Annotated in this window: 10 protein-coding genes; 4 read left to right on the forward strand and 6 right to left on the reverse strand. The window is 69.3% G+C overall.

What is annotated here, in order from left to right; all coding sequences use genetic code 11:
* Nucleotides 1-17: 17 nt before the first annotated feature.
* Nucleotides 18-2,219, forward strand: coding sequence for a beta-glucosidase (locus Q0326_RS06935; RefSeq protein ID WP_298688530.1), 2,202 nt, complete (start codon nt 18-20; stop codon nt 2,217-2,219).
* 4 nt (nt 2,220-2,223) lie between these two features.
* A complete protein-coding gene (locus Q0326_RS06940) occupies nt 2,224-3,501 on the forward strand; it encodes a cation:proton antiporter (RefSeq protein ID WP_298688531.1) in 1,278 nt (425 codons plus the stop codon).
* 18 nt (nt 3,502-3,519) lie between these two features.
* Here Q0326_RS06940 and Q0326_RS06945 read toward each other — a convergent pair whose 3' ends face one another.
* The 6 genes from Q0326_RS06945 to Q0326_RS06970 form a co-directional block, all read right to left on the reverse strand.
* Nucleotides 3,520-4,602, reverse strand: a complete 1,083-nt coding sequence (locus Q0326_RS06945) for a glycoside hydrolase family 43 protein (protein ID WP_298688533.1) — start codon at nt 4,600-4,602, stop codon at nt 3,520-3,522.
* A 54-nt stretch (nt 4,603-4,656) separates the two neighbouring features.
* The gene (locus Q0326_RS06950) at nt 4,657-5,919 is read right to left on the reverse strand and encodes an SGNH/GDSL hydrolase family protein (protein ID WP_298688535.1); all 1,263 of its coding nucleotides are present in this window, start codon (nt 5,917-5,919) and stop codon (nt 4,657-4,659) included.
* Nucleotides 5,920-5,930: 11 nt separating this feature from the next.
* Nucleotides 5,931-8,741, reverse strand: coding sequence for a glycosyl hydrolase 115 family protein (locus Q0326_RS06955; protein WP_298688537.1), 2,811 nt, complete (start codon nt 8,739-8,741; stop codon nt 5,931-5,933).
* Nucleotides 8,738-9,862, reverse strand: a complete 1,125-nt coding sequence (locus Q0326_RS06960) for an endo-1,4-beta-xylanase (RefSeq protein WP_298688540.1) — start codon at nt 9,860-9,862, stop codon at nt 8,738-8,740. Before Q0326_RS06960 ends, Q0326_RS06955 begins: the two co-directional genes overlap by 4 nt.
* Before the next feature lie 64 nt (nt 9,863-9,926).
* Nucleotides 9,927-11,342 (reverse strand): glucuronate isomerase, encoded by a 1,416-nt coding sequence (uxaC, locus tag Q0326_RS06965; protein ID WP_298688541.1) that lies wholly within the window; start codon nt 11,340-11,342, stop codon nt 9,927-9,929.
* On the reverse strand, nt 11,339-12,655 hold the full coding sequence (locus tag Q0326_RS06970; protein ID WP_298688543.1) for an MFS transporter: 1,317 nt from the start codon (nt 12,653-12,655) through the stop codon (nt 11,339-11,341). The genes uxaC and Q0326_RS06970 overlap by 4 nt, the downstream gene beginning before the upstream one ends.
* Nucleotides 12,656-12,879: 224 nt before the next feature.
* Between Q0326_RS06970 and Q0326_RS06975 the strand changes: the two genes are divergently transcribed.
* Together Q0326_RS06975 and Q0326_RS06980 are read left to right on the forward strand one after the other, a co-directional pair.
* The gene (locus Q0326_RS06975; RefSeq protein ID WP_298688545.1) at nt 12,880-15,036 is read left to right on the forward strand and encodes an alpha-glucuronidase family glycosyl hydrolase; all 2,157 of its coding nucleotides are present in this window, start codon (nt 12,880-12,882) and stop codon (nt 15,034-15,036) included.
* 182 nt (nt 15,037-15,218) lie between these two features.
* Entirely contained in the window at nt 15,219-16,301 is a 1,083-nt protein-coding gene (locus tag Q0326_RS06980; RefSeq protein WP_298688547.1) for a LacI family DNA-binding transcriptional regulator, read from the forward strand.
* Nucleotides 16,302-16,381 lie beyond the last annotated feature (80 nt).

A 16,381-nucleotide genomic window follows, 5' to 3' on the forward strand; every position in this document is an offset into this window, starting at 1 on the left:
TCTCGAAAGGCCCGTCCATGCGCGCTCTCCGTCTGCTTCCCCTGCTGCTCGCCGGTGCCGCGCTGGCGACCCCTCTCGCCGCGCAGATGCCGGCCGAGCGCGCCGCCGCGCTGGTCGCCAAGATGACGCCCGCCGAGAAGCTCCAGCTCGTCCACGGCTATTGGTATCCGACCCAGACGCCGGCGACGCCCGATCTGCCCGCGGGCTTCGTACCGTCCGCAGGCGCGATCGCGGGCATTCCGCGGCTCGGCATCCCGACGCTGTACGAGAGCGACGCCAGCCTCGGCGTCGCCAACCAGATCGAGGAGCGCAAGGGCGACACCGCGACCGCGCTGCCCTCCGCGCTCGCCACTGCCGCGACGTTCGATCCGGCGCTTGCCGAGGCCGGCGGCGCGATGATCGGTGCCGAGGCGCGCGCCAAGCGCTTCAACGTGTTGCTCGCCGGCGGCGTCAACCTGACGCGCGATCCGTGGGGCGGGCGCGACTTCGAATATATGGGCGAGGACCCGCTGCTCGCCGGCACGATGGCGGGGGCGTCGATCGCCGGCGTGCAGAGCAACCACATCGTCTCGACGATCAAACATTATGCGCTCAACGCGCAGGAAACGGGCCGCATGGTGCTCGACGCGCGGCTCGACGATGCCGCGATGCACGAAAGCGACCTGCTCGCGTTCAGGATCGCGATCGACCGCGGCCATCCCGGCTCGGTGATGTGCGCCTATATGCGCGTCAATGGCGACTATTCTTGCGAGAACAAGCCTATCCTCACCGACATCCTCAAGGGCGAATGGGCCTATCCGGGCTGGGTGATGTCCGATTGGGGCGCGGTCCATTCGACCGAGAAGGCGGCGCTCGCCGGGCTCGACCAGGAATCGGGCCAGCAGCTCGACGCCAAGCCCTATTTCGGGCCGGCGCTGGCCGAAGCGGTCAAGGCCGGTCGCGTGCCGCAGGCGCGGATCGACGACATGGTGACGCGCATCCTCACCGGCATGATCGAGACCGGGCTGATGGATCATCCGCTGCCCGCCACCGTCCAGCCGATCGACTATGCCGCGCATGCCGAGGTCGCGCAGCGCGATGCGGAGGCCGCGATCGTGCTGCTCAAGAATGAGCATGGTCTGCTGCCGATCGCCAAGACCGCCAAGCGCATCGTGCTGATCGGTGCGCATGCCGACGTCGGCGTGCTGTCGGGCGGCGGCTCGTCGCAGGTGCGATCGGTCGGCGGCGTGCCCGTCGAGATTCCGCTGACCCAGGGCGAGGCCGCAAGCTTCGCGCGGATCACCTATCATGCTTCGTCGCCGCTCAAGGCGCTGCAGGCGGCGGCGCCTGGTGCCGCGATCAGCTATGTCGACGGCAGCGATCCGGTTGCCGCCGCCAAGGCCGCGGCCGGCGCCGATCTCGCGATCGTGTTCGCCTGGCAGTGGCAGAGCGAGGCGCAGGATGCCGAGACGCTGGCGCTGCCCGCCGGCCAAGACGCGCTGATCGCCAAGGTCGCCGCCGCCAACCCGAAGACCGCGGTGGTGCTCGAGACCGGCGGGCCGGTGCTGATGCCGTGGCTGTCGAAGGTGCCCGCGGTGATCGAGGCCTGGTATCCCGGTCAGCGCGGCGGCGAGGCGATCGCGGCGGTGCTGACCGGTACGGTCAACCCCTCGGGCCGCCTGCCGATCACCTTTCCCGCGGCGGAAGCTCAGGTGCCGCGACCGACCGCGATCGGGCTCGACCTGCTCCACAAGCGCGACGCCGCGGGCAATCCCACCGCACCGCTGCCAATGTTCCAGGTCCATTATCCCGAGGGCGCCAATGTCGGCTACCGCTGGTACCAGAAGACCGGCGCGACGCCGCTCTTCCCCTTCGGCCACGGCCTCAGCTACACCGGCTTCCGCTATGCGGGGCTGACCGTGCAGGGCAATGAGGCGCGCTTCACCGTCACCAACAGCGGGCACCGCGCGGGCATCGACGTCCCGCAGGTCTATGTCGAGGCGGCGGACGGCGCGGGCGTCAAGACCTATCGGCTGGCCGGATGGTCGCGCCTGGCGCTTGCACCGGGCCAGTCGCAGCAGGTATCGGTCACGCTCGATCCGCGCACTGCGGCGACCTGGGACGGTACGGCCAAGCGCTGGAACGTCCCGACGGCACCGCTCAAGCTCGCCGTCGGTCACGACGCGACGGATCATGCACTGAGCGGCACGGTGTCGCTGAAGGCGCCCGAGGGGATGTAAGAGAATGCCGAACGCCGCCGTGCCGGTCCATCAGACCGAGCTGCTCCTGTCGCAGGTGCTGCTTCAGCTGATCGTGATGATCGTCGCGGCGCGCGTGCTCAACACGCTGTTCCGGCGGATGGGTCAGCCCGGCGCGGTCGGCGAGATCGTCGCCGGGCTGCTGCTCGGCCCGTCGCTGCTCGGGCATGTCCTGCCCGGCCTGTCGGCGTCGCTGTTCACCGTCGGTGCGGCGCCGGCGATCAAGATCCTCAGCCAGATCGGGCTGATCCTGCTGATGTTCCAGATCGGCTGCGGGTTCGAATTCGGCCGGCTCGGCGCCGCGCGGCTCAAGCGGCTGACGCTGGCGACCGCGGTCGTCTCGCTCGCGGTGCCGTTCGCGCTGGGGCTGGGCATCGGCGTGCTGAGCGCGCCGCGGCTCGCGCCCGGCATCGATGCGACCGCCTATGCGCTGTTCTGCGGCGTCGCGCTGTCGATCACCGCGGTGCCGATCCTCGGCCGCATCCTGATCGAGCGCGGGCTGGCGCAGACCGACCTCGGCGTCGTCGCGATTTCGGCGGCGGCGATCAACGACGTCGTCGGCTGGCTGATGCTCGCCGCGGTCTCGGCTTATGCGGCGGCGACGCTGACCGGCGGCGGCCTCGCGCTGCGGCTGGCGATGCTCGTCCTCTTCATGCTCGTGCTGCGCTTCGTGCTGCGGCCGCTGGTCGACCGGCTGGTCGCGCGCATCCCGTTGACCGACGGGCAATTGTCGCCCGACCTGCTGGCGACGATGCTGTGCCTCGCCTTCGCGCTGGCGCTGTGCACCTGGGCGCTCGGCATCTTCGCGATCTTCGGCGGGTTCGCCGCGGGGCTGCTGTTCCACCACCACCGCGCGGTGGTCGCGGCGTGGGACGCGCAGGTCGGGCGGCTGGTGCTGGTGCTCTTCCTGCCGATCTTCTTCACTTACACCGGGCTGCACACCAATCTGCTCGGGCTGACGGGGTCCGACTGGGGCTGGATGCTGCTGGTGCTCGCCGCCGCGGTGCTCGGCAAGATCGTGCCCGTCTTCCTCGCCGCGCGGGCGCTTGGCGAGCCGCCGCGCCCGGCGATGACGCTCGCCGCGCTGATGAACACGCGCGCGCTGATGGAGCTGATCGTGCTCGATGCCGGGCGCTCGCTGGGCGTGATCCCGCCCGCGATGTTCACGATGCTGGTGGTGATGGCAGTGGCGACAACGCTGATGACCGGGCCGCTGCTGACCTGGCTGCTGCCGCGCACCCACCGCGTGATGGTGGCGGCCTGAGCCGCCACACTGCGCCGACTAGTCGGTGAACGGGTCGATCGTCTTGATCGATCCGTCGGGGCCGAATTGCAGCGGCGTCATCTTGACGCTGCGCAGGCTGTTGCGGTTCGACAGCTGCGTGTCGGCGTAGAAGAGATACCAGCGATCCTTGATCTCGACGATCGAATGGTGCGTTGTCCAGCCCTGCACCGGCAGCAGGAAATGGCCGCGATAGTGGAACGGCTCATAGGGAGTTGTCCCCGTCGCATAGGCGAGGAAATGCGTGTCGCCGGTCGAATAGGTGAAATAATAGACGCCGTCGCGCTTGAACATCCATGATGCCTCGAAGAAGCGGCGGTCATGGTCGCCGCCGAGCAGCGGCTTGCCCTGTTCGTCGAGGATCACGACGTCGCGCGGCTTCTCCGCCATCTGGTGGCCATCGGCGCTGAGCCGCACGACCTTGGGAGACAGCGCGGGCTTGTCATCCTGGTGCAGGTCGGTGACCGAGCCCGGCGTGTAGCGTCCGTCCGCCCAATTCTCGAGCTGGCCGCCCCAGATCCCGCCATAATACATATAGTGGCTGCCGTCGCTGTCGGCGAAGACCGCGGGGTCGATGCTGAAGCTGCCGTGCATCGGCTCGGGATCGGCCTTGAACGGGCCGGTCGGCGAGGTTCCGGTCGCGACGCCGATGCGGAACACGCCGTCGCGGTCGCGCGCCGGGAAATAGAGCAGATAATGGCCGCCGATATAGGCCGCATCGGGCGCCCACATCTGCTTCGACGCCCAGGCGACGTCCTTCACGTCGAGCGCGGGCGGGCTGATCGAGACCGGGCCGCCGACGCGGTCCATTGAGAGGATGCGATAGTCGTGCATCGCATATTCGCTGCCGAGATCGTCGTCGGGCGTCGCGGTCGGCACGTCGTGCGAGGGATAGACGTAGATCCGGCCGCCGAAGACATGCGCCGACGGGTCCGCGGTGTAGATCGAGGTGACCAGCGGCTGCGACAGATAGTGGCGGCCATTGGGCGCCTTGGGATTGGCCTGCGGGGCGGGCGCTGCTGCCAGGCAGAGCAGAGACAGCGTGGCGATCGCCGTGCCGGCCGGGGGGAGGGGGATGCGCATGTTCGTCCTTTCGAGACCGCTAGGGCCAAATGTGGGAAGCCTGAAGATGAGATCCTATCGGCGATGCGTCTGCCCCGCGTCGGTCTGATCGGCGAATAGCGCGACGGGGATGGCGTCCGCCATCGCCCGATAGCCGGCCGGCGAGGGATGGAGATGGTCGCCGCTGTCGAACGCGGCGCGCAGGCGTCGCGCATCGGCCGGATCGCGAACGACCGCGTCGAAGTCGACGACCGCGTCGAAATGGCCCGGGCGGCGGATCCAGTCATTGACCGCCTGTCGGTCCGCCTCGTTGGCGGCATCGGGGTGATAATAGCCCGAGCCGCCATCGGGCATGACCGTGCAGCCGACGATCCGCACGCCATGTGCATGGGCGCGTGCGATCATCTGCCGATAGGCGCCGATCATCGCGGCGACGAGCGCGGCATGGTCTGCAGCGCCGACCGGATGCTCGCGGGTCAAGGTGCCGAGGTCGTTGATGCCCTCGAGCACCAGCACGGTGCGCACACCCGCCGGTGTGAGCACGTCGCGATCGAAGCGGGCTAGCGCATTGGGCCCGAGCCCGTCCTGCAGCAGCCGGTTGCCGCCGATCCCGGCATTGAGCACCGAGACCGATGCCGTCCGCGGGTCGGCCTGCAACCGCGCGGCGAGATCGTCGGGCCAGCGATCATTGCCGTTGGTGCTGGCACCATGGCCGTCGGTGATCGAATCGCCGAAGGCGACGACCGCGCCCGCCCGGCTCGGCGCCGCGATCTCGACGCTCGCGAGCTGATACCAATGGTCGATCGTCTTGGCGCCGGGCAGGTCGCCATCGCCGCCATGCGCGCCGGCCAGGATGTAGCTGGTCGAGCGAGAACCGGGATGCCCGGTCTGCCGCGCGGGCGCGTCCGGCAGATGGAGGCTGATCGCGAGGTCGGCCCCGGCGCGGACGTCGAGATCGACGGGATCGGACCAATAGTCCGCGCCGACCGGGATGACGACGCCGGCCGCGCCCCCGAACAGCAGCGCGCGATCCGATCCGCCGATCAGCGCGGCGCCCGACGGGGCTCGTGCGAGCGCGACGTGCGCGCCATCGATGGCGAGCGGCGCGGTGCCGAAGGCGTTGGAGAAGCGCACCCGCAGCTGGCGCCCACCGGCCGAGACGTGGACGATCTGGCGCAGCGTCGCGTCGTGCAGATCGTCCGAGGCGGCGGCATTTTGCGGCTCGGGGATCTGCTGCGCCGACGTCCAGGTCGCGACCCAATGCGGCGCGGGCGGCGCCGCGGCGATCGTCGCCGACGCGAGCAGGAGCGCGGCGAAGGGCTTGATGGTTTTGGACACGCGATCGCTCCTCATGGAATCCGGAAACTCTCTTCGGGGCCGAGCGCTTCGGCCGAGATCGGGGTGTGGGTGATCATCAGGCGCTGCGCCGAGAGGCCGGGATCGATCATCCACAGATGCACGACATGATGCCCGGCGGTCGCGACAGTGTGCGTCGTCGTGGACACGCGCGCCGCGGCGATCACCGCCTTGCCCCAGGCCGCCTGGCTGTCGCCCGCCAGCACGTCGGCGACCTGCGGCGCGGCGTCGTCGATCGCGACCGCGTAGCGCAGCCCGCGATTGCCCACCGTGTCGAGCGAGGGCGAGACGATCAGGTTGAGCGTGAGCGCGCCCGACTGTTGCAGGAACACCGGATAGTCGAGCGACGGGCCCTTGCCGGGCGCCTGCGCGGCGGCGGTCTGCGGGAAGGGTTCGACCGCCGCGCCATAGCGGCCCATGCCGGGGACGACGCGCCACGCCGCGCCGCCCGCCGGGATCGCGCGGTCGAAATGGGCGGCGTCGATCGCGACATGACCGTCCGCCTCGACGAAGCCGGCGTGCGGCGCGGGATCCGGATGGTTGACGGCCACCACCGGCACGGTCGTCCGTACGCCGTTCGGTCCGGTGATCAGAATCTTGGCCTGCGCGGTACCCACCGGCGCGCGCGACCAGTCGACTGTCAGTCGGATCGCCGTCGTATCCGCGCCGACCGAACCGCTCTGCGGGTCGAGCGACAGCCAGGCCGCATCCGACCGTGCCGCAAACCGCGCCGGCGTCGTGCCGCGATCGAACAGGTCGATGGCATGATCCTGCGCACCGAAGCGCTCGATCGTGATCGGGACGGGCGCCGCGCCGGGCATCGCTGCGTCGATCGTCTGGTCGGGGACCTGGACGCCCAGTGCCGCCGCCGTCGGCACCGCGATACGCCGCACCGCGGGCATCACATCGACCGGCGGCTCCTGCCAGCCGGTATAGCCGATGTGCGTCTGCGCCATCATGTGCGGCCACTTGCCGCTGGCGCGCGTCTCGTAGCGGCGCGCGATCACCTTGTCCTCGGCGAAATAACGCTCGGCCGCGTCGGCGAGCGCATTGGTGTCGGCGCGGCCCTGCGCGGCGTGCAACCGGTTACGCGCGACGGTGACGTAGAGGCGGTTGAGGTTCTCCGCTGCCTCGACGTCGTGGAGCACGAGCTCGTAATAGGCGTCCTGCGCGTCGGCCGGCAGCGCCGCGCCCACGCGCCGCGCGTCCGTCTCGAGCGCGTCATAGTCGGCGAGCACGCGCTCGGCTTCATGGTCCCGCGTCAGGCTCCAGCTGTCGGGCGAGAGCAGCTCGAACTTGCGCCGCGCCGCGAAGCGCGTGGTGCGATCGAGGATGTCGGCGATCGCGTCGGCCTGCGCCGCGCCGAACTGCTGCGCGGCCCATTGCCGCTGATAGTCGGGCAGCCGGGCCAGCGGCCACGCCTCGGGATCCCAGGCGTAATCGAGGAAGAAGCTGGTCGGCAGCTCGAGCGGCTTGAGATCGCCGACATTGGCGATCCACAGCCGATCGGCGCCCGCGCTGCGCGCTAGGCTCATCTGGTCCCAGGTGCGCGCGATCTGGCTGCTGTTGATCCATTTATAGTTACGCGGGCCACCGACATAGTCGAAATGATAATAGATGCCGTAGCCACCGCGCCGCGTGTCGCCGGGCTTGGGCAGGCGGCGCAGGTTTCCCCAATTGTCGTCGGAGAAGAGCAGGGTGACGTCGTCGGGGACGCGCATGCCCTGGTCGTAATAGTCCTGCACCTCCTTGTAGAGCGCCCAGACCTGCGGCGTCTCGTCGGCGGGCTTGCCGGTGACGTCGGCGATGATCGCGCGCTGGTCGCGGACGATCGTCTCGAGCAGCGGGATCGCGGTGCCCTTGCTCATCGGCTCGTCGCCGTCGCCGCGCATGCCGATCGTGACGAGATGGTCGCTGCCCGCGGCGCGCGCGAGCCCGGTCCGCCAGAAGTCGCGGAGCACCGGCGCGTTGGTCGCATAATCCCACGCGCCTTTGCCGTAGCGCGCCCATTCGACATGCGCGCGCATCATCGGCTCGTGATGCGAGGTGCCGATGATCACGCCATAGCGTTCGGCGGCGTCCTTATTGGTGGCGTCGTCGTCGTAGAAGGCCTTGCCCCACATCGCGGGCCAGACGAGATTGCCCTTGAGGCGCAGCACCAGCTCGAACAGCCGGCCGTAGAAAGCATGATTGAAGCCGCCATAGGTCGCGTCGACCCACCCTTTCAGCGCAGGGTCCTCGTCGTTGAGGAAGAGGCCGCGATAGCGGACGCGGGGATAGTCGGCGCGCGCGCCCGAGGCCGCGAACAGCGCGTCGGCATGATGCACGGGCACGTCGGCCCACCACGACCAAGGCGACACGCCGATCCGCGCCGACAGGTCGTAGGCGCCGTAGATCGCGCCGCGGCGATCATGGCCGGCGACGATCAGCGCGCGCGATATCCCCGGCGCGGGCCGGTCGACGACCTGCTGCAAAAAGCCTTCCCATCGGTCGGGCACCGGCTGCAGCCGATGCTGCGCGATCAGGCGATCGATCAGCGCATTATGCCCGACGACCCCGACGACCACCGCCATCTGCGTGTCGCCGGTGGTCGATCCCGCGACCCGGCCGAGGTCGTGCTGAAGGTCGGCGGCGGCGCGCTGCACGGTGGGATCGTCGCGCGGATCGGTCTGCACGGTGGCGATCCGGCCAGCCGCGATCAGCGCCATCGCCCCCGGTGCCGGCGTCGCCGACACCGCGAGAGGCTCGGCCCGCAGGGCGGGCGCGAGCAGCGCACCGGCGATCAGGGCGAGACCGTATCTCACGCGCGCGCACCGGCGTTGGCGAAGGTCTCGGCGAGCGCGGTACGCAGCGGCTTGGGCGCGAAGGCGTCGTCATAGGGGGTCGGGCGCTTGGCGAGGCCGGCGGTCCGCGGGCGGAATTGCTGCAGCCAGCTATAGCGGTCGGACAGACCCCAGGCGACGACGCAATCGAGCTGCGGATAGCCGAGCATCAGTTCGGCATAGGCGCGGCCATAGTCGGCCACCGCCTGGTCGCGCGCGGCGGGCGGCGGCGGAAGCGCGCGGTCGTCGACGTCGAATTCGGTGACCAGCAGCCGATAGCCCATGCCGACGACCGCATCGAGGAAGGCGCGCCAGGCCTTCTCCTGGCGGCCACCGAACGGCGCCGCACCCTGTTCCGGGCCGCCGCCGATATGGCTCTGGACGCCCAGCGCATCGACGGGCACGCCGCGCGCGCGGAACCCCTGCAGCAAGCGCAGCACGCCCGCGCGATGCGCCTCGAAGCCGGGCTCCCAGCTCATATAGTCGTTATACACCAGCTGGGCGTGCGGGGCGGCGGCGCGCGCGGTGTGGAAGGCAAGATCGACCAGCGGCTCGGTCCCGCCGTAGGCGCGCGACAAGGTGGTTTCGCGCAGCGCGCCGGTCTCCGAGACCACGGTCTCGTTGACGACGTCGAAGCTGCGGATCTTTGGGGCGTAGCGCGTCACGACGGTGCGGACATGCTCGACCAGCAGGCGTCCGGCCTCCGCCCGCGGGTCGGTCCCGAAATCGTGCGCCGCGACCCATTTGGGGAAGCGTTCCTCGCGGTGCCACAGCATGGTGTGGCCGCGCACCTGGATGGCCGCGGCATCCGCCCAGGCGACGATCCGGTCGGCGGCGCGAAAATCGAAATGATCGGCGTCGGGCCGCAGCGCCTGCCATTTGAGTTCGTTCTCGGGGGTGATCAGCCCGCATTGCGCCGCGACCAGCGCGCGATAGGCGGGGTCGGCGAAATTGCCGCCGCCGAGGCACGTCCCGAACCGTCGGCCGCTGCGGCGCGCGAGCTGGTCGAGCGACGCCGCCGGGGCTGCCGCAAAAGCGGGCAGCGCCGGCAGAAGCGCCGTTGCGCCGGCAAGCGCCAGCAGATCGCGTCGATCGATCGTCATGCCACCGCCTCCTCATGGACGCGCACGGAACGCCCGCGCGCTTGGGCGAATGCCTCGCGCGGCGTCACAACTTGTAAGCCTGCTTCGCCAGGTCATAGGCCAGTGCCCGGGCGACCGCGTGCGCCTCGTCCTCGTCGAGCCGATGTTCGGCGACGAGGCCGGCGAGGAAGGTGCAGTCCATCCGCCGCGCGACGTCGTGCCGCGCCGGGATCGAGAGGAAGGCGCGGGTGTCGTCGTTGAAGCCGACGCTGTTGTAGAAGCCTGCGGTTTCGGTGGTGCGCTCGCGGAAGCGACGCATGCCCTCGGGGCTGTCGTGGAACCACCAGGGCGGGCCAAGCCGCAGCGCGGCATAATGGCCGGCGAGCGGCGCGAGTTCGCGCGAATAGACGTCCTCGTCGAGCGTGAACAGGATCAGCGTCAGGCGCGGGTCCTGGCCATAGCCGTCGAGCAGCGGCTTGAGCGCACGAACGAATTCGCCCGGCACCGGGATGTCGGCGCCCTTGTCGCGCCCGAAGCGCGCGAGCAGCGCGGGGTTGTGGCTGCGATAGACGCCGGGATGCAACTGCATCACCATGCCGTCGTCGATCGACATGCGCGCCATCTCGACGAGCATGTGCCCGCGGAACCGCTCCGCCTCGTCGGCGGTCACCGGCCCCTGGCGGACCTTCGCGTAAAGCGCCTCGATCTCGGCCGGCGGCAGGTCGATGGTGAAGGCGGTCGGATGCCCATGGTCGGTCGAGGTCGCGCCCGCCGCGCGGAAATGGCGGCGTCGCGCGCGGTGCGCCGCGAGATAGCCCGCGAAGGCCGACACGTCCTCGCCCGAAACCGCGCCGAAGCGCTCCAGATTGGCAAGGAAGCCGGGCGTCTCCGGATCCATCACGGGATCGGGGCGATAGGCGGTGATCACGCGTCCGCCCCACCCGCTTTCGCGGATCGCGCGGTGATGGTCGAGCGGATCGAGCGGGCTTTCGGTGGTCGCGATCAGCTCGATCCCGAAGCGCTCGAACAGCGCGCGCGGGCGGAAGGCTTCGGTCTTGAGCGCGGCGTCGATGGCGTCGTAATACTGGTCCGCGGTCGCCGCCTCGAGCCGGACGTCGAGGCCGAACACGTCGGCGAACACCCAGTCGAGCCACAGCCGCGTCGGCGTGCCGCGGAACAGATGGTAGTTCTGCGCGAACAGCCGCCAGATCGCGCGCGGATCCTGCTCGGTCGGCGAGCCGTCGACCGTCGGCACACCCAGCGCGTCGAGCGATATGCCCTGGCTGCTCAGCATGCGAAGCAGATAATGGTCGGGGATGATCAGCAGTTCGGCGGGGTTGGCGAAGGGCGCATTGCCCGCGAACCAGGCCGGATCGGTGTGGCCGTGCGGGCTGATGATCGGCAGCGTCGCGACGCCCGCATAGAGCCGCTGCGCGATCGCGCGCGTGGCGGGATCGGCGGGAAAGAGGCGGTCGGGGTGCAGTGTCAGTGGCGTGGTCATGCCTCGGCCTCGTGGAGTTGCCCGGCGCTGACCGGACGGTAGCGCGGATTGAGGAGATGGAAGATGGCGAGCGCCAGCAGATAGGCGACGCCGCAAAAAGCGAAGATCGGTGCATAGCTGCCGATGCTCTGCAGGATCCAGCCCGCCGCCTTCGCCATCAGCATGCCGCCGAGCGCGCCGGCGAAGCCGCCCAGCCCGACGACCGAACCCAGCGCCCAGCGCGGGAAGAGGTCGGCGGGCATCGCGAACAGGTTGGACGAGAAGCCCTGATGCCCCGCGCAGGCGAGCCCGATCAGCGCGACCGCCATCCACAGCATCGGCACGTAGGTGGCGAAGGCGACCGGGACGACGACCAGCGCGCAGGCGAGCATCGCGGTCTTGCGCGCGCGGTTGGTGCTCCAGCCTGCAGCCAGCAGCCGCGACGAGAACAGGCCGCCGAGGATCGAGCCGACATCGGCGATGACGTAGATCGCGACCAGCGGCGGCCCGAAATCGGCGAGGTGGACGCCGTAGCGCTTGGAGAAGAAGTCCGGCAGCCAGAACAGGAACATCCACCACACCGGATCGATCAGGAAACGGCCGAGGACATAGGCCCATGTCTGGCGCATCTTGAGCAGCGCGAGATAGGGGACCGGCGCCTGCACGATCGGCGGATCGGACTCGATATAGGCGAGCTCTGCGCGCGTGATCGTCGGGTGCGCGCGGGGCCGGCGATACCAGACGCCCCAGGCGACCAGCCAGACGATGTTGAACAGGCCGGTGATCAGGAAGGCCGATTGCCAGCCAAGCGCCAAGGTGAGCGCGGGCACGGCGAGCGGTGTGACGATCGCGCCGACATTGGCGCCCGCGTTGAAGATCCCGATGGCCAGCGCACGCTCGCGTTTGGGAAACCAGTCGGCGATGGCGGCGAGCGCGGCGGGATAGGTGCCCGCCTCGCCGAGCGCCAGCGGGATGCGGACCAGCGTGAAACCGAGCGTCGAGGTGACCAGCGCATGCGCCATGTGCGCGACGGTCCAGATCGACATGGCGAGCAGATAGCCGGCCTTGGCGCCGATCCGGTCGATCAACCGCCCGAAGCCGAGGAAGGCGAGACCGTATGCCGCCTGGAACCAGAAGACGATGTCGCCATAGCCCTGCTCGGTCCAGCCGTAGCGCGCCTGCAGGGTCGGCTTGAGCACCGACAGCACCAGCCGATCGACATAGCTCAGCACCACCGCCGCGAAGATCAGCGCGCAGATCCGCCAGCGGATCGTGCCGCGGGACGCCGCGTCGAGATCGGCGCGCGCAGCCAGGCGTGTCGACCCTGCCGTCATCGTCAGCCGCCGACCGCCGATGCCGGCCGGCCAGCATGGGGCCGGCACCAATATGGGAAGCTTTCCAACGACCTCTCCCGCGTCCGGCAGTCACCGGCCAGCGCCGTTTGCGGCGCGCTTTTCTTGATAGCGCTACCATGATAGGCCGTCCTGGGGTTTGTCAATGCCCCGGCAGACCAATGCGCGGAACGGCCGAAGAGCCGCGCCGCCAAGGAGTGGACGTCATGATCACGCGGGCACGCATATTCTTCCTATCCGTCGCGGCGCTCCTCGGCACGGGCGCGACGGTCGCACAGGCCGAAGACGGCTATGACCTCTGGCTCCGCTACCAGCCGTTGGCACCAGCGCTGCGGACGGACACGGCGGCGCGCGCCACCACGCTCGTCGTCGCGGGTGACTCGCCCACGCTGCAGGCTGCGACGGCGGAGTTGCGGCGCGGCTTTGGCGCGATGGACGGTGCGGCGCCCACGATCACGGCAACGGTCGGCGATGGCGCGATCGTGCTCGCCACACCCGCCCGGGCGGCGACGCTGGGGCTCGGCACGATCGACCTGGCCGATCTCGGGCAGGACGGCTTCCTGATCAAGGCCATGACCATAGGGTCGCGGCGGGTGACGCTGGTGGCGGCGAACAGCGACATCGGGCTGCTCTACGGCGCCTTCCGCCTGCTCGAGACGGTCGAGCAGGGCTTGCCGATGGCGTCGCTCGACATACGCAGCGCGCCCAAGCTCCAGCTGCGTGTCCTCGACCATTGGGACAATCTCGATCGCACGGTCGAGCGGGGCTATGCCGGCCAGTCGATCTGGGACTGGTGGACGCTGCCCGACTGGAAGGGGCCACGCTATACCGACTATGCGCGCGCCAACGCCTCGATCGGGATCAACGGCGCCGTCCTCAACAACGTCAACGCCAAGCCCGAGAGCCTGACTGCGCCCTATATCGCCAAGGCCGCGGCGCTGGCCGACGTGTTCCGGCCCTATTGCATCAAGGTCTATCTGTCCGCGCGCTTCACCGCGCCGATGGAGATTGGCGGTCTCAAGACCGCCGACCCGCTCGATCCGCAGGTCCGTGCCTGGTGGGCCGCAAAGGCCAACGAGATCTACCGCGCCATCCCCGATTTCGGCGGCTTTCTCGTCAAGGCCAATTCGGAGGGCCAGCCCGGTCCGCAGGATTACAACCGTACCCATGCCGACGGCGCGAACATGCTCGCCGCCGCCGTGCGCCCGCATGGCGGGATCATCATGTACCGCGCCTTCGTCTACGAAAAGGGACAGGCCGAAGACCGCGCGCGGCAGGCCTATGACGATTTCAAGCCGCTCGACGGCCAGTTCGCCGCGAACGTCATCGTCCAGGTCAAGAATGGCGCGATCGACTTCCAGCCCCGCGAGCCCTTCCATCCGCTGTTCGGCCGCATGCCCAAGACGCCGCTGATGATGGAATTCCAGATCACCAAGGAATATCTCGGCTTCGCCACCCACCTCGTCTATCTCGGGCCGCTGTTCGAGGAGACGCTGGCGTCCGACACCTATGAACAGGGTCGCGGGTCGACCGTCGCGAAGGTGGTCGAGGGGACGCTCGACCATCAGCGCCTGACCGGCATGGCGGGGATCGCCAATATCGGTAGCGACCGCAACTGGACCGGCGCGACCTTCAACCAGGCCAATTGGTACGCCTTCGGGCGCTTTGCCTGGGATCCGCAGAGTTCGGCGCGGACGATCGCCGACGAATGGGCCGCGATGACCTTCACCCCCGATCCCCGCTTCGTGCGACCGGTGACCGACATGATGATGGCCTCGCGCGAGGCGGCGGTCGATTACATGACGCCGCTCGGGCTCGCGCACCAGATGGGGACGGGGCATCATTATGGGCCGGCGCCGTGGGTCGGCACCTTGGCGCGGCCCGAATGGAATCCGACCTATTATGCCCAGGCCAATGCCGACGGCATCGGGTTCGACCGGACCGCGCGGGGCAGCAACGCGGTGGCGCAATATCTGCCGCCCGTCGCCGCGATGTTCGCCGATCCCGCCAAGACCCCCGAGCGCTATCTTTTGTGGTTCCACCATATGCCGTGGCCCGCGCGCCTGGCGAGCGGCGACACGGTCTGGAACACGCTCGTCCATCATTATGATCGGGGGGTCGCCGCGGTGGGCGACATGCAGCGGACATGGGCTGCGATGGCACCCTATGTCGACGCGGACCGCTTCGCCGAAGCCCGCACCTTCCTCGACATCCAGCACAATGAAGCCAAATGGTGGCGCGACGCCAGCATCGCCTATTTCGGCTCCATTTCGCGCCAGCCGCTTCCCTCCGGTGCCGTACAGCCGGATCACCCGCTCGACTATTACGAGGCGCTGACCTTCCCCTTCGCGCCCGGTCATTAGACGCGCCGACATGGCCTGCAGCCGTCTATTCCTCGTCGGTATCCGCGGGACTATCCAAGCGTCCCGCCGGGGGGTGATCGGTTGCGGCCGATCATCCCGCTTTCGGTCTCTTGCCGGCCATTCGTGCTGGCACTTCGGCGGTGCGGTGCGATAAGGGGGCGGATAACGGGACGGAGAACGGGATGGACAGGACTAGTTCGCGACGCCGCGGTGGCGCCGGAAAAGTGCCGACCATCAGCGACGTAGCGGCCCGCGCCGGCGTCTCGGTGATGACCGTCTCGCGCGTGATAAACGGCGAGGACAAGGTCCGGCCCGCGACCCGCGACGCGGTTGATGTCGCAATCGCGGAATTGAACTACGCCCCCAATCCCGCCGCGCAATCGCTTGCCGGCGCCAACCAGATCCGCATCGGCCTGCTCTACAGCAATCCCTCCGCCGCCTATCTCAGCGAATTCCTCGTCGGCGGCCTCGACCAGGCCAGTCGCGGATCGGTGCAACTCGTCGTCGAGAAATGCGAGCCCGACGATCATGAGGCGGATATCGCGCGCCGGCTGATCGCCAGCGGTATTGACGGGCTGATCCTCCCGCCGCCGCTGTGCGACAATCAGGCCGTGCTGGCGGCGCTCGCCGACAGCGGCACGCCTGCGGTCGCGGTCGCGACCGGGCGGCCTGCCGAGGGCGTCTCGGCGGTCAGCATCGACGACCATCGTGCCGCCTTCGACATGACCCGGCACATCGCGTCGCTCGGCCACGAGCGCATTGGCTTCATCGGCGGCAATGCCAACCAGACCGCGAGCGCGCGACGGCTCGACGGCTATCGCGACGCCCTGGTCGCATCCGGCCTGCCTGCGGACGACGCGCTGATCGTGCCGGGGCTGTTCACCTATCGCTCGGGGCTCGACGGGGCCGAACGGCTGCTCGATCTCGACGATCCGCCGTCGGCGATCTTCGCGAGCAACGACGACATGGCGGCGGCGACGGTCGCGGTCGCGCATCGCCGCGGGCTCGACGTGCCGGGTGACCTCACCGTCTGCGGCTTCGACGACACCGCGCTCGCCACCACGATCTGGCCCGAGCTCACCACCATCCACCAGCCCATCACCGACATGTCGCGCACCGCGATCGACATGCTGCTCGACGAGGTCCGGCGGCGGCGGAACGGGGAGGCGCCGCGCTACCGCGCCGTCCTCCTCGACTTCACGATGATCCGCCGACAGTCCGATGCGGCGCCCCGGCGGCGGCCGACGCACCGCCCGCGACAATAGGCTTGCGCCCGCGCGAGGGATGGCGTTACCGCTAACATAGTGGACCGACCCATGGTGATGTCGGCCAGAAAGAGGATGCA

Source organism: uncultured Sphingomonas sp., assembly GCF_937859915.1.
GTDB lineage: Bacteria > Pseudomonadota > Alphaproteobacteria > Sphingomonadales > Sphingomonadaceae > Solisphingomonas.

What these genes read in the sequence shown, in the direction of transcription:
- Q0326_RS06935 (WP_298688530.1), top strand. Translation starts at nt 18, where the DNA reads ATGCGCGCTCTCCGTCTGCTTCCCCTGCTGCTCGCCGGTGCCGCGCTG.
- Q0326_RS06940 (WP_298688531.1), top strand. Translation starts at nt 2,224, where the DNA reads ATGCCGAACGCCGCCGTGCCGGTCCATCAGACCGAGCTGCTCCTGTCG.
- Q0326_RS06945 (WP_298688533.1), bottom strand. Translation starts at nt 4,602, where the DNA reads ATGCGCATCCCCCTCCCCCCGGCCGGCACGGCGATCGCCACGCTGTCT.
- Q0326_RS06960 (WP_298688540.1), bottom strand. Translation starts at nt 9,862, where the DNA reads ATGACGATCGATCGACGCGATCTGCTGGCGCTTGCCGGCGCAACGGCG.
- uxaC (WP_298688541.1), bottom strand. Translation starts at nt 11,342, where the DNA reads ATGACCACGCCACTGACACTGCACCCCGACCGCCTCTTTCCCGCCGAT.
- Q0326_RS06970 (WP_298688543.1), bottom strand. Translation starts at nt 12,655, where the DNA reads ATGACGGCAGGGTCGACACGCCTGGCTGCGCGCGCCGATCTCGACGCG.
- Q0326_RS06975 (WP_298688545.1), top strand. Translation starts at nt 12,880, where the DNA reads ATGATCACGCGGGCACGCATATTCTTCCTATCCGTCGCGGCGCTCCTC.
- Q0326_RS06980 (WP_298688547.1), top strand. Translation starts at nt 15,219, where the DNA reads ATGGACAGGACTAGTTCGCGACGCCGCGGTGGCGCCGGAAAAGTGCCG.